Annotated in this window: 11 protein-coding genes; 6 read left to right on the forward strand and 5 right to left on the reverse strand. The window is 61.7% G+C overall.

From position 1 onward, the window contains the following. Positions 1-13: 13 nt before the first annotated feature. A complete protein-coding gene (locus DWY03_RS01060; protein ID WP_117839724.1) occupies positions 14-1,930 on the reverse strand; it encodes a fructose-1,6-bisphosphatase in 1,917 nt (638 codons plus the stop codon). Between the two features lie 320 nt (positions 1,931-2,250). Between DWY03_RS01060 and DWY03_RS01065 the strand changes: the two genes are divergently transcribed. Then, the gene (locus DWY03_RS01065) at positions 2,251-3,141 is read left to right on the forward strand and encodes a DegV family protein (RefSeq protein WP_117839725.1); all 891 of its coding nucleotides are present in this window, start codon (positions 2,251-2,253) and stop codon (positions 3,139-3,141) included. An 80-nt stretch (positions 3,142-3,221) separates the two neighbouring features. On the opposite strand, the gene DWY03_RS01070 is transcribed toward DWY03_RS01065, so the two are convergent. Further along, the gene (locus tag DWY03_RS01070; RefSeq protein WP_117839726.1) at positions 3,222-4,313 is read right to left on the reverse strand and encodes a hypothetical protein; all 1,092 of its coding nucleotides are present in this window, start codon (positions 4,311-4,313) and stop codon (positions 3,222-3,224) included. Between the two features lie 190 nt (positions 4,314-4,503). Between DWY03_RS01070 and DWY03_RS10025 the strand changes: the two genes are divergently transcribed. Next, complete coding sequence (locus DWY03_RS10025; protein ID WP_156058414.1) at positions 4,504-4,674, forward strand: hypothetical protein; 171 nt, start codon at positions 4,504-4,506, stop codon at positions 4,672-4,674. A gap of 24 nt (positions 4,675-4,698) precedes the next feature. On the opposite strand, the gene DWY03_RS01075 is transcribed toward DWY03_RS10025, so the two are convergent. Together DWY03_RS01075 and DWY03_RS01080 are read right to left on the reverse strand one after the other, a co-directional pair. Then, the gene (locus tag DWY03_RS01075; RefSeq protein ID WP_117839727.1) at positions 4,699-5,802 is read right to left on the reverse strand and encodes an RsmB/NOP family class I SAM-dependent RNA methyltransferase; all 1,104 of its coding nucleotides are present in this window, start codon (positions 5,800-5,802) and stop codon (positions 4,699-4,701) included. Between the two features lie 59 nt (positions 5,803-5,861). Then, complete coding sequence (locus DWY03_RS01080; protein WP_117839728.1) at positions 5,862-8,012, reverse strand: methionine--tRNA ligase; 2,151 nt, start codon at positions 8,010-8,012, stop codon at positions 5,862-5,864. Positions 8,013-8,144: 132 nt separating this feature from the next. On the opposite strand from DWY03_RS01080, the gene DWY03_RS01085 reads away from it, so the two are divergent. From DWY03_RS01085 to queA, 3 genes are all read left to right on the forward strand, one after another. Beyond that, complete coding sequence (locus DWY03_RS01085; protein WP_117800466.1) at positions 8,145-8,714, forward strand: DUF3267 domain-containing protein; 570 nt, start codon at positions 8,145-8,147, stop codon at positions 8,712-8,714. Between the two features lie 62 nt (positions 8,715-8,776). Continuing rightward, positions 8,777-9,352, forward strand: coding sequence for an epoxyqueuosine reductase QueH (locus DWY03_RS01090; RefSeq protein ID WP_117839729.1), 576 nt, complete (start codon positions 8,777-8,779; stop codon positions 9,350-9,352). A 70-nt stretch (positions 9,353-9,422) separates the two neighbouring features. After that, positions 9,423-10,634, forward strand: coding sequence for a tRNA preQ1(34) S-adenosylmethionine ribosyltransferase-isomerase QueA (queA, locus tag DWY03_RS01095; RefSeq protein ID WP_117839730.1), 1,212 nt, complete (start codon positions 9,423-9,425; stop codon positions 10,632-10,634). A 331-nt stretch (positions 10,635-10,965) separates the two neighbouring features. Here the strand turns inward: queA and DWY03_RS01100 are convergent, their stop codons facing one another. Further along, entirely contained in the window at positions 10,966-12,729 is a 1,764-nt protein-coding gene (locus DWY03_RS01100) for a hypothetical protein (protein ID WP_117839731.1), read from the reverse strand. A gap of 294 nt (positions 12,730-13,023) precedes the next feature. Between DWY03_RS01100 and DWY03_RS01105 the strand changes: the two genes are divergently transcribed. Next, positions 13,024-13,824, forward strand: coding sequence for an SDR family NAD(P)-dependent oxidoreductase (locus tag DWY03_RS01105; RefSeq protein ID WP_117839732.1), 801 nt, complete (start codon positions 13,024-13,026; stop codon positions 13,822-13,824). The last annotated feature ends 225 nt before the right edge of the window (positions 13,825-14,049 follow it).

Here is a 14,049-nt window from a genome sequence, read left to right on the forward strand (position 1 = left end):
CCCACGGGTGGTGCTAGGCGCGCTCCTCGATAGCACCGTTTCTATATGCATCGAGCAGCTGGCGCAGGTCTTGGATCTGGCTGCGGATCTTGGCTCCGGAATCGGTGTCGCTCACCATGCGGCGACGGTCTGCTTGGTCAAAACGGTTGGTCTCGCTTTCGATGTCCACGTTGCGCGTGAGTGCCTCGGCAACCGTCGTAAAGGCCCGGTGCGACTTGAGGCGGCAGCCGCGCGAGCTCGAGATGAGCGTATAGCCGGCGATACCCGTCTTGGGGTGGTAGGCGCGGCAGAAGCCGCCATCGATGACCAGCAGCTTGCCCTCGGCGCGGATGGGCTGCTCGCCCTTGGTGGTCTTGACGGGCGTGTGGCCGTTGATGATGTGACCGGTCGGTGAGCATGCCATGGGCGCGACGCCAAACTCGCGCATGATGTCATTGCAGACCGAGGGCGACTTGGTAAGCGTAAAGTACGGGTCCATCGGCTCGACCCAGGTGCTCTTATCGGCGATATAGGCGCGCTCAAAGGTGCGCACCAGGCGTCCGCTGGCGGGTGAGTTAAAGCCAATCCACAGGTACCACATCCAGTCGAGAGCGTCGCGGTCGCCCACGCGCCAGGCGCGGCGGGCGATGTGGTCGCAAAAATCGAGATAATCGCGGCCAGCGTGCCAGGTGCCCAGGCAGTTCATGCTGCTAAAGGTGCCGTCTTCGTTGAGCGGCACGCAGCCATGGAACAGCAGGTTGCCGTTGGCGACCTTGTATATCGAGCCGTGGGAATAGAGGAAATCGATATGGCGATGCAGGTGATCGGCGGTGACAAACTCGGACACGAGCTTGTCGATGATGTGCTGCTCCTGGGGCGTGAGCGTATAGGGGTCCGTCGGGTCGACGGTGGGGAAGTCGTTGGTCGTGAGCGGCCACACGCTGCCGTCGGCGAGCGTGACCGTGCCGGTGTCGTGGTCGATCTTGTCGAGTAACAGGCGGTCGGTCATGTCGAACTCGGGATGGCGCTGGATAATCTGACCCTCGAGCTTAAAGAGCAGCACGTTGATGGCCTTGATCAGCGGGGTGATGGACTCACCGGCGGTGTAGGTGGCATCTGCAAAGGCGACAAGCTCACGTAGCGAGATGCCGTAGTCGTTCTCCAGAATCTCGTAATTGTCGTAGCGTAGGTTGTTGCGCAGCACCGTGGCGATGCAGGCGGGCTCACCGGCCGCAGCGCCCATCCACAGCAGGTCGTGGTTGCCCCACTGGATGTCGAGTGAATGGTAGGTGAGCAGACGGTCCATAATCTTGGCCGCGCCGCCGCCGCGGTCGAAGATGTCGCCCACCAGGTGCAGGTGGTCGACGGCCAGGCGCTTGATGAGCGAGGCGAGCGACTCGATAAAGTCGTCGGCGCTTGCGGTCTCCAGGATGGACTCCACGATGCGCTCGTGATAGCGCACACGGTAGTTGTTCTCGTCTGGATGCGTGTGTAGCAGCTCGTCGATGATGTAGGCGTAATCGCGCGGGATGGCCTTACGAACCTTGGAGCGGGTGTAGCGGCTTGAAAGCGAACGAGCGACCATGATGAGCTGGTCAAGCATCGTTTTGTACCAGGTGGGCGAGTCCTCGCGCTGGCTGCGGACCAGCTCGATCTTCTCGTGCGGGTAGTAGATGAGCGTGCACAGCTCGCCCTTTTCGTCAAAGGTGAGCGTGTCGCCAAAAATCTCGTCGACATGCTCGCGCACGACGCCCGAGCAGTTGTTGAGGATGTGCATAAAGGCTTCGTACTCGCCATGCACGTCGCTCATAAAATGCTCGGTGCCCTTTGGCAGGTTGAGGATGGCCGAGAGATTGATGATCTCGGTAAACGCGGATTGCTCGGTGGGAAATTGTTTCGACAGCAGACGCAGATACTTGAAGTCTTGCGGATTGCGATCGAATGCGACCATGAAACACCTTCCGATAGGGCTGGTAAAACTGATAAACAGCGTAAAACGTTTATCAGTATGCACCGCTTTTGTTTCGATTGGGGATGGGCAGCCGAATTGTTAGCCGAACGGTTTGGTAAATCGATTTAGTGGAGGTAGATATGGCGGTTGAGTGGAGACGACAGAGGGTGTTTTCTCAGATATTTATGCGTGGGGCCGGTGGAGACGATGGTGGTAAAGATGTTCGCTATTTTTGGTTCGATTTGGTAAATAGTGGACATATGTACCGTATGTAGGCTCACTGTGCGATAATTTGCGCAGCAATGAGTAAGGAGCCTCATATGAGTGATTTTGTCCTGACCTGTGAATCCGCCGCCGACCGAACCCGTGAGTTCTTTGCGTCGCGCAATATCCCTGTCGTGTGTTTTCATTACGAGATCGACGATGTTGTCTATACGGACGATCTGTATCAGTCGATTACGCCGGACAAGTTTTTTGCCCAGATTGCCGCGGGCGCCATGCCCAAGACGTCTCAGGTGAGCGTGGGTGAGTACGAGGAGTTTTGGGAGCCGTTTGTTGCCGAGGGCAAAGACGTGCTGCACCTGACGTTGTCATCGGGTATTTCGGGCACGTATGGATCGGCCTGCGTTGCGGCGCAGATGCTCGCGGATCGCTATCCCCAGGGCGGCAAGGTGCGCGTCATCGATTCGCTGGCGGCGTCTTCGGGCTTTGGCCTGTTGCTGGAATATGCCGCCGACGTGCGCGATAGCGGGGCGTCACTCGACGAGACGGCCGCTTGGATCGAGGAGCACAAGCTCAACCTGCACCACTGGTTCTTCTCGACCGATCTGTCGAGCTACCTGCGCGGCGGTCGCATTTCGGCCGCGAGCGCGATCATCGGCACGGCGCTTAAGATTTGCCCGCTTATGACGGTCGATTGCGAAGGTGGGCTGTCGCCACGTGAGAAGATTCGCACTAAGAAGCGCGCGATTTCCGAGATGGCTAAGACCATGATGGCACACGTGCAGGACGGTGCGGATTATTCGGGTAAGTGCGTCATGTCGCACTCGGCGTGCCGCGAGGATGCCGAGGCAGTTGCGGCGCTGATCGAGGAACAGATTCCGCAGCTTAAAGGCAAGATTGAGATCAATAACATCGGTACTCTGATTGGCTCGCATACCGGACCTGGCACGGTGGCGCTCTTCTTTATGGGCGACAAGCGCGTGGATTAATTTGCCCCATTACATCGCTGCATGATTGCTCAAACGAAAACGGCCCGCCTCACGTTTGTGGGGCGGGCCAAGATGTTTTGCTAGCGTTTCTTTCCGCGGAAGAAGAAGCCGTGCAGTGACGGCTTGAGGCCGCGGTTGGCGCGACGCTCCTCGATATGATCGTGGATCGAAGCGACGCGCTCGATAACCTCGTCGGGAATCGGCACGTCGGGATTCATGTTCTCGACCTGGCTGACCTCGGCGGCGGCGACCTGGTCGATAATGGGCACATCGTCGTGCGAGATGACAGGCGTGGCGTCTTCTTTCATCTTGCGGTAGCGCTGCATCATGTCGGTCTGTAGCTGCTGGGCCGAAGGCGGTGTCCAGATGATGGCGTTGGCACCGGCGGCGATGGTCTCGCGGATGCTCTCGGGCGTCTTGCCGCCCGGCGCGATGAGCGGCAGGTTGGGATAGTGCTCGCGCAGCTCGCGTAGGACCTGGGGCGTGTTCTTGCCAGCGGCGATGTTAAGAATCTTGGCGCCGGCGCGCACCTTGGCGTGAGCATCGTCGTCGCAACGTACGACCGTGGCGATGACGGGGATGTCGGCGATGTTGGTGATGTGCTCGACCATCTCGGCGGTGGCGGGGGAGTTGACCACACAGCCCGCCGCACCCTGCATCTCGGAGACGGCTGCCATCTGAACGGAGCGCTTGCCGGTGGTGGTGCCACCGCCCACGCCTACGAAGACCGGGCACTCGGCGACGGTCAGCAGCGCCTGCGTAATGGCGGGCTGCGGCGTGAAAGGGTAGACCGCAAAGACGGCATCGGCGTTGGAGTTGCGGATAACCGCGACATCAGTGGTGTAAATGAGCGACTTGATGCGGCGGCCGAAGAGCGTGAAGCCGCTGGCCTCCTCGATCTCGTTGGGCATGCGGAGGGCCGCCTTGCGCAAACGCCCGTCGATGGGCAGGGGCTCCATAGGGAGCAGGCCGTTGGGCGTGACGGCTACCTGGGGCTCGGTGAACTCGTCTGCGAGCTCGACCTCGGAGAAATCGACCGAGGCGACGATGTCCTCGTGAACCTCGGCGGGCACATCGATGGGAGCTTGGTCGTTTGCCGCGGCAGGCGTGTCGAAGGAGCTGGTGCCGACGAAGGCGTCGACGCGCTCGTTTAGATCGTTGAGGGTATCCATGGAGGCTCGATTCTATGTGATGACGGCCGGCAGGGTGCCGGCAGCGTTGTGCTTGCTAAATCGTTTGACGAGTTGATTTTTCCCCGCCGCGTCCTCCGTTAGACCGAAGGGCGGCGAACGTGAAGGAGCTGTGGTGGCGGTGATCGAGGTGCTATCTTGAAAGTCCCGTTTAAAAGAGAGGTGACGCGGTATGGAATTTTCGGCAATGTTGGGCTCGATTGGCCTATGCGTGGGCGCAATCGTAGCCGCCGCGGTCATCTACTTTGTGGTCACGGCCATTAAGGGCAAAAGGGCCGAACGCAAGGAGCGCACGATGCTTAAACAGCATCGCGACCAGCAGGGCAAACGCGCACAGAGATAGCTTGTTGAGTTTTGGATCCGTGCGCTAGCTGCGTTTTCGGATCAGGGCAATGTAGAAGCCCTCAAATTCGCGGCTGGGCGGAATGGTGAGCGTGCCGGGCAGGCCGTTGGCGATGGCCGATACCTGACCCGCGGCAATGGCCTCGGTCAGGGCGTTGGACTCGATGCGCGGCTCCTCACCAGCTTCCTGGGCACGGCGTGCCTCACTTTCGCTTGGCGTGCCGTCGAGGGGGATGAGCTCGCAGTCCATATGCTTGTCGAGGGCTTCTTGCAGGGCGTCCTCGTTTTCCTGCGGCAAGATCGAACAAGTCGAATAGACGAGCGTGCCGCCCGGTTTGAGGGCTCCCATGGCGCGGTCCAGAAGCGCACGCTGCGAGCGGGCGCATTTGACGAGCAGCTGCTCGGTCAGGCCGCGCAGGCTTTTCTCGTTGCCGCTGATGACGGTGCCCGTGCCGGTGCAGGGAGCGTCGAGCAGGATGCGGTCAAAGCGGAAGAACTCGTCGAGCTCGCGTGCGTCGGTGCGCATGACGGGCACGTTTTTTGCGCCTTGGCGGTGGAGGTTGGCTTCGAGCTTCTCGGCGCGGGGAATGCTCATCTCGCAGGCGGTAAGGTGCGCCTGTCCCTGCGTGAGGGCGGCGATCTGCGTCGTCTTGCCGCCAGGGGCTGCGCACATGTCCAGGATGTCCTCGCCTGCCTGTGCGCCCAGGACCAGCGGCGGCATCATGGACGACAAGCTCTGCAGGTAGATCTTGCCGTCGCGGTAGATGTCGAGGTCCCACAGATCGGAAACCTGGGCCTCGGGCAGGATAAAGGCGTCTGGGTACCAGGCGACGGGGTTGTGGGCGATGCCGGCGGCATCGAGCGCCGCAGCGATGTCCTCGGCGGTCGCCCTGAGCGTGTTGGCGCGCAGTGTGACCGGGCGTGTGGCCGCGGCGCCGAAGCCCTCGATCATGAGCTCGGCATCGGCGGGCGCATAGGCGCCGGCGACCGTGTCGACCATAAAGCGTGGCAGGTCGGCAGCGCAGGGAAGGGCGGCAAGCTGGTCAGAAAGCTCAGTAGCAGCAAACTGCCTAAGCTTGAGCTCGGGCTTAACCGGCTTTTTTTGCTTACGACGACGCGGCTTGGACATCCGTCTTTCCTTCCCATCCCAAATTGACTACTTTCCGGACACGCCGCTGCTGGCGTGCTTTAGTACTGGCTCTCGTGCTTGCTAAAGAAGTCGAAGCGCGGGGGCAGCGGCTTCACGCGGTGCTCGCCGGGCTTCTCGCCCAGGATCTCCACGAACTCGTCCGTGGAGGCAAAGATGTTATCCCAGCTAAAGAAAGCGACCGGGTCGACGTCGAAGTACTCGCAGATGAGCTCGCAGCCGGCCGGCACAATACCGTGCATCAGGACGGTCGCCACGCGCAGCTCGGTAAAGGCGTCGACAAGGGCCTGCGTCATCGCGGCATTGGCCGGCTCGCCCTCGAGCTTGTTGGCGGCCTTGGAGGCGTCGCTCCAGCGCTTGTTGGCGGCGCGCAGGTAGTCGTCGCACACGGCAAGCGCGCGGTGCGTCTCGAACTTGTACATGGCCTGCTCAAAGGCGAGGGCTGCCTGCTGGGCGGCTTCGACCACGGTGTCAGAAGCGGCACCGGCGGGGATGCAGCCGTTGCGGTAGGGGCTCTCGTCGCCTTCCTTGACGGCGACGCCGTAGAAGCAGCTGCGGGCCAGACGGTTGAACACGCCGGTCAGCAGCGCGCTCTCCTTAAGGGCCGGGTCGATAACGCGCTTGTCGTCGCAGGCGCGTACCTCGTTGCCGTCCTTGTCCTTGCCGGTCACACGCGTGTCGTATGCCTTGGGGCTAAAGCTCACCGGCTTCTCGGACAGGCCGAGCGACAGCCAGTGCGCGCGCATCTGCTCGCAGGTGTAGTGGTTGAGCAGGTCGTCTGCCGGCGGGGGAGGCGTCTGCGAGGACGAGCTGGCCTTTTTGCCCATGTAGAGCAGGTGGTAGCAGGCGCTGACGGTGCTCTGCGTGAGGTCCCAGCCCAGGGCCTCCCACATGGCGGTCTGCGCGATGCAGTAGAAATAGATGTTGTCCTGACCGATGAACTGGTAAATCTGAGCGTCGTCAGAGCACCACCAGTCGCGCCAGTCGAGCGAGCTGTGCTGGTAGGTGGGTGCGGGCACCTGCGTGGAGTCGTCGGCGGGCTCGCCCATGAGGGCGGCATCCTGGGCGGCGACGCCCTCGGTCACGCCGGCGGCCTTGGCATCGCGCGCGAGCACGGTACGCGTATAGCTGATGGGCGCCCACAGGCTCTCGGGCCAGCACCAGCAGGTGACGTCGGAGACGCCATCGACCTCGGGCACCGGAACGCCCCAGTCGATGTTGCCGGTGATGCGGAAGGGCACGAGTGCCTTGCCGCTGCGGAAGCGCACGCCACCGTTGGCGAGCACCGCGTGGGCGTCGTCGCGCTCCTTCCAGCTGGGGAAGGTGACGGTAAAGCTGCTCTTGTTGCCCTCGGGCTCCAGCACGGTGTGCTCGGGGAGCTGGTCCTCGACGGCATCGAAGGCCTCGCGGAACTTGTTCTGGATGTAGAGCTGAGCCGGCAGCAGCCACTCCTCCATGGTCTTGGAGACCACGGAGCGAACCTGCGGGTTCTGGGCGAGCTTGGCGGTATAGGTCTTCATAAAGTCGAGGTAGGCCGGCAGATCAAAGTAGAGATTGTCGACCGGGCGCAGCTCGGGCACCTCGCCGGTGAGCTGGCTCTTGGGCGCGATGAGCTCCTCGGGCTCAAACTGGTGGCCCAGATCGCACTCGTCGGCATAAGCCTTCTCGGACTTGCAGCCCTGGATGGGGCAGCGGCCGATGACCTGGCGGCCGTTGAGGAACGTGCCGGCCTTGGCATCGTAGAACTGCAGCGTGGAGCGCTTGGAGATGGTGCCCTGCTCGTGCAGACGCTCGATAATCTCCGCGGTCACCTCGTTGTGAATCTGCGCAGCCGGCTCAAGGCCCGAGCCGCCGTAGATGTCACAGCTGATGTTGTAGTTGTTGAGGGTCGCGGCCTGGCGGGAGTGATTGGACTCGACATACTCGCCGATGGACTTATCGTAGCCTTCATTCTCCTTGAGCTTGCGGTAGCTCTCCATGATGGGCGAGCCGTAGCAGTCGGTGCCCGAGGTGAAGATGACGTTCTCGCGGCCCAGGCGGTCGCGCAGGAAGCGGGCGAAGAAGTCGGCCGGGACAAAGACGCCACCGACGTGGCCAAAGTGAAGGCCCTTGTTGCCGTAGGGCTCGCCGGCGGTAACGATGGCGCGGCGAGGCCAGCTGGGACGGTCGTTCATGGAGTATTTGGATGCCATGGGACTCCTTCGCATATGGTAAGAGCGCGGCCGGGCGCAAGGCCTGGCGATGCGGTGGTCAATTCGTGCATATCGTTCGACATTATCGCACATGCGGACGGGTACGTGGCAGGGGCGCTATCCTAAGATGCTATGAATGAGATTTCCAACATACATGCGTTTGAGGACGAGGATTTTCTACACGCTTGCTTCGTGTGGGGGATGGCCGTGATCGCGGTGTTTGCCGTGTGCCTGGTGCCGGTGTTTATGCTGTTGGGCGGGCCTGCGGACTTGGACGCGGCTGAGGCGGGCGGCTGGATGGCTGTCGTGGGCTGGATAGTCGGCTTGGCTGCGGTCTCAATGGCATCGTTTGCCGTGCACGAGCTGGTGCATGCGGTGTTTTTTAAGCTGCTGGCGCCTGCGGGCGCGCAGGTGACCTTTGGGGCGAATCGCGAGACGGCGATGATCTATGCCTGCGCCGAGGGCGTTGTGTATTCGCGCCGGCGGTACATGGCGGTTTGTCTGGCGCCGACGGTTGTTGTGACGACAACGCTTGCCCTGGGGTTTGCGTTTTCGGGCTATCCGCTGCTGTGCTACCTGGCGGCTGGTCTGCACTTGTCGGGCTGCGTGGGCGATTGGTATTACGTTCGGACCATCCTGCGCGACCGCCGCATTGTCGCCTGCGAGGACACATCCTTTGGCGTGCGATTTTTCGCAAGGTAGTCTTTTTGGGATGATTTTTCTGGGACGGGGATTAAAAAATCATTGCAGAGGAGGAGATGCTGATGAAGCCGTTGCTGCTGCACGCCTGCTGTGCGCCGTGCTCGCTTGAGCCGGTCCGCCTGCTGCGCGAGGAGGGGTTTGAGCCCACGATTTGCTGGACCAACCCCAATATTCAACCGCGCGATGAATGGCAGCGCCGCCTGGACGAACTGCGCCGGTGGTGTGCCGATGGCGACATCGAGCTTATCGAGACAGGCGAGGACCGCGAGCGCTGGGAGGCCGGTGTGGCCCCGTTGAGCGCCGATCGACCCCGTCGCTGTCGTGCGTGCTATGCCCTGCGTCTGGCCGAGGCATGCCGTGTGGCCCAGGAGCGCGGGTTCGAATATGTGGGTACGACGCTCGCCGTCTCGCCGTATCAGCTGTTCGATACCTGCAATGATGTGCTTGAGCGCTTGGCTGCCGCCCGCGGTCTCACTCCGGTCATTCGCGATTTTCGCCCGTATTACCCCGAGGCGACACGCCGTTCGCGCGAGCTGGGCATGTATCGGCAGAACTACTGTGGTTGCCGCTTTTCTGCTGTCGAGGCGGCCATGGACCGCGCCCGCATCCGCGACGAGCGCAAAGCCGCCAAAAAGTAGTTCGTTTGGGACGTCAGCCTGCTAGGATGTAGAGCGGACTTTAGCTATATAAGGAGTATCCGACGTGTCTATGCGTACCGATGATTTTGACTACAACCTTCCTGAGGAACTGATTGCCCAGGCTCCTGCCGAGCCGCGCGACTCCTGCCGCCTGCTGGTGGTTGATCGCAAAGGCTCCGAGACAGGAACGCCGCTAGAGCATGGCGGTACCGTTGAGCACCGCATCTTCCGCGACATCATCGACTATATCGAGCCGGGCGATGTGCTCGTCATCAACCAGACGCGCGTGATGCCGGCCCGTCTTATCGGTCGCAAGGCTGGCTCGGGCGGTGTGGTCGAGACGCTGCTGCTCAAGCGCCGCGAGGATGTTGACCCGCTGGGTCACGTTTGGGAGTGCCTGGTCAAGCCGGGCAAGCGCCTGAAGCCCGGTGCTCAGATTGAGTATCGCGCCGGTGGCGCCCATGCGCCCGAGGGGGCTCCCGTGGTGCTGATGGCCGAGGTCATCGACTTTGTCACCGATAGCCGCGGCGGTCGTCTGGTGCGTTTTGAGCCGGCCGGTTGCAATGCCGCCGGAGACCCGCGCACGCTCGACGAGGCCATCCATGCTGCCGGCCACGTGCCGCTGCCGCCTTACATTACCGATTACGAGGGCGATCCCGAGAAGTACCAGACCGTCTACGCCATGAAGGAGGAGCACTCGGCTGCCGCTCCTACGGCGGGTCTGCATTTTACGCCCGAGCTTATGGCCGCTATCGAGGCCAAGGGTGCGAAGTTTGCCGCCGTCGAGCTCGAGGTGGGTATCGATACCTTCCGTCTGGTGGAGGAGGACGACCCCACGCAGCACGTGATGCACACCGAGCGCTACCACGTGTCGCAGGAGGTTGTCGACGCCGTGCATAAGGCGAAGGCCGAGGGGCACCGCGTGATCGCCGTCGGCACCACCGCGGTGCGCTCGCTCGAGAGTGCGTTTGACGCGGACGCGCCGGTGTCCAATCCGGCTGTGACGGCGCGCTATTTTGAAGGCCGCGAGGACGGTGCCGACACGCTCGGCCGCGGCGACATCGTGGCGCGCGAGAACGCCACGACGCAGCTTTACCTCATGCCCGGCTCGACCTATCACGTGGTCGACGCGCTGATCACGAACTTCCACGTGCCGCGCTCCACGCTCATGATGCTCGTAAGCGCGCTTGCCACCCGCGACCAGATCATGGATGCCTATGCCGCCGCCATCGAGGAGCGCTACCGCTTCTTCAGCTTCGGCGACGCGATGCTCATTTGTTAGTTACGCGGTTCTACGAACCGCGTAACCAGTTGACGCTGCAAACGCCCCTAAGCGGCAATCTGATGTTCAATCGTCGGGCATGACCAGAAGGTCAATGCCCTCCTCTTTCACGTCACCTTGCTCGCTTAGGGGCGTTTTCGCTGACTTTGCCAAAGCATCGGCAGGTACTCATTGGGGACGTACTTAAATGAGTGCCTGCAGAATGAGAGTGGATAATCTCCCGTTTTTGGCCTGCTTGGGGGCTCAAAGTGGGAGATTATCCACTCTCGTCATTGGGCTAGTCGTTGGGGACGTTCTTGTTTGACTAGTCGTTTAAGAACGTCCCCAATGACTACTTGCTTGCGAACAGCCAGACTAGGATGATTACCAGGATTGCGGCGACGATGCAGACGATGGCGCCGGTGAATTTGATGCGTGAGTCGCGGGTACGCTCGCGCACCGCGTCCTCGGTGGCCTCGAGCTGGGCGACTTCTCGCTCGGTCTCGGTGTGTTCGGCTTTGTCTCGGGCCAAGGACCCTGCAAGCGACTCGGTGATCTCTGGGTGGTCGTGCACCTCGGTCGCCTGTTCGATGATCGACTGCGCATGTGCGGCATCTGCTTGGGCGTTGGCGATGGTCTGCTCCTGCTCGCGGCGTGCCTTGTCCTCCGCGGCGATCTTCTCGCGCAGTTCGCGCTGACGAGTCGCGGCGGCAGTCTTCGCCGTCTGCAACTCGTCGCGCGCGGCATCGGCTTCGGTCGTCACGGCTTGGTGCGCGCGTTTTGCGTCGGCGATAGGGGTTTGAGCCTGCTCGACTGCCTGCTCGGCTGCGGCAAGTGAATGCTCAAGGTCGGCGGTGATGCGCGGGACATCTTCTTCGGCTTTACGCAGGGCATCTGCTGTGTCGGAAATCTGCATCGAGAGCTCGCTGGTGCGCACCGTATAGTTGGCGGGATTTGCCGAGGGATTGCGTTGCAGCTCGGCATACTCATGACGCAGCGTCTCGAGCTGGGCGCGCGTGGCGTCGACGGTTTGTTGCGCGGCGGCAATGCCGGCGTCTCGCTCTGCCTTCACCTTGTCGCGGATGCGCTTGGAATCCTCAAGACGTCGAACGAGGCGGTTGCCGGTCTCGCGTGAGCTCGCCTCGCGGGCCTCCACGGCGTCGAGCGCGGCCTTCAGGCGGAGCTCAGTCGCGTCATCCTCTGTCTTCATTTGTTCGAGCTGACCCTTGAGCTCTGTCGCTTTGGAGGCGTGGGCATCACGGTCAATCTCGGCGGCCGCTGCAGTCTTTTGGGCCGTGGCAATCGCCTGGCGCTGGTCGGCGACGATCTGGTCGTAGCGGCCTGCGATATCCTGGCGCGTCTCGAGTTCCTCGGCCTGATCGGCAATGCGCTGCTCAAGTTCGGCCAGGTGGGCGCGGGCATCGGCAAGTGCCTTTTTCGCGGCGTTCATCTCGCGCATGGCCGAGGCGCCCTGGGCGATAAAGGTGCCCACGGCGTTCGCAGTGTTCGAGACAGCGGTCCCCAGATCGCGGCTCGCGGCGGGGGAGTGCGGGGCAGTCGGGCGAGCGGTGTCGGCAGCGTCCGCATCGGCAGTCTGCGGCACGGCGATATTGCCGGTACCGCCTTCGATCACAGAAAAGCCTGCTGCGTGCGGGTCGACCGCATCGGTGCCAATCGTGGGATGCTCGAGCTGCAGAAACGAGGGCATGGTGCTGCCCTGGTCGGCAACCGGAGTCTCGCCGGGTACGAAGGTCGAGGCTGCCTCGGCGGCCTCCTCTTCCTCGGCGTCAACGTCAGCGTCGGCCACGGCGTCTTTCATCGCTTTGACGGCATCCATCATGGAGTCCATGACGGCGTCGAGCTCTTCTTCCGAAGAAACCTCGATAGGGCCCGCAGCTTGCGGAGCAGCATCCTGTACGGGGTGGTCGTCCTGAGCGGGCGCATCGTCGTTTTGCTCGTCTGCATCTTCGGCGCCAGGGGTTTCCGCCGTAGCGCTTTCGTCTAAGATGGGGTCGTCGAGGCCAATATCATCGCAGGTCACAGCGTCAGCATCTGCGGTGACGTCTGCGGAATCATCAATATGCTGTTGAGTCTGGGGGTCCAGCTCGTCTGTCATAGGTATGTGCTCCTCATCGTTGTTTGTCACCCTATGATAAAGTCTCGCGCCGACTTCCCGCGCGCCGCAGCAAAGTTTTAAAACGTGTTCGATGGCTCGCGTCGATAGCAAAAACTCGCCCACTTTATCCAGTTTTAACTTGACAATCCCTTCGCCGAAAGACGTTGCGCCGTTCGCCTGCCATGGGCTTTATTTTTCACTTGAACCCGCTAAAGTTGCATTTCAGCTTTTGGCGCGTGAAGTTGGATGCGCGCAGTCGACGGGCAGGCCCGTCGCGATTTGAAAGGACTTTATATGGGACTTTTCACTGGTAAGACCGTGATCGTCACCGGCGGTGGCAAGGCCACGCTCAAGGACGGCTCCGCTGGCTCCATCGGCTACGGTATCGATATCGCTTTTGCCAAGGAGGGCGCAAACCTCGTCATTACCGGTCGCAACGTTGCCAAGCTCGAGGCCGCCAAGGAATCCCTCGAGGCCGAGTACGGTGTCAAGGTTCTGCCTGTTCAGGCCGATGTTTCGGCTAGTCAGGACAACGAGGCTGTCGTCCAGAACGTCATCGACAAGGCCATTGAGGAGTTCGGCCGCATCGACGCCGTAGTCAACAACGCTCAGGCCAGCGCCTCGGGCGTGACGATCGCCGATCACACCATGGACCAGTTCAACCTCGCCATTTACTCCGGTCTGTATGCCACCTACCTGTACATGCAGAAGGCCTACCCGCACCTGAAGGAGACCAAGGGCTCCGTGGTCAACTTTGCTTCGGGCGCCGGCCTGTTTGGCAACTATGGCCAGTGCAGCTACGCCGCTGCCAAGGAGGGCATCCGCGGTCTGACCCGCGTCGCTGCCAACGAGTGGGGCAAGGACGGCATCAACGTCAATATCGTTTGCCCGCTTGCTTGGACCGCTGCGCTCGAGAACTTCCAGGATGCCTATCCTGAGGCGTTCAAGGCCAACGTCCACATGCCGCCGGCTGGCCACTACGGCGACGTCGAGAAGGAAATCGGCCGCGTTGTCGTTCAGCTCTGCGGTCCCGACTTTAAGTATATGAACGGCGAGACCGTCACCCTCGAGGGTGGCATGGGCCAGCGTCCTTAGGGGTTCCGCCGTTCTACCGAACGGCGGACCGGCCGACGCTGCGCGGGCCGCATTTGGACAATCTGCCGTTCAATTTCAAGGGCGCGACCAGAAGGTCAGCGCCCTTTCATTTCACGGCACCTTGTCTCAAATGCGACCCGCTCGCTGACGTTGCCAAAATATCGGCGTTGCCGTGGCTGGTAAATAGCTCCACTCATCGGGGACGTACTTAAATGAGTGCCCGCA

The organism is Collinsella sp. AF23-2 (genome assembly GCF_003459245.1).
GTDB lineage: Bacteria > Actinomycetota > Coriobacteriia > Coriobacteriales > Coriobacteriaceae > Collinsella.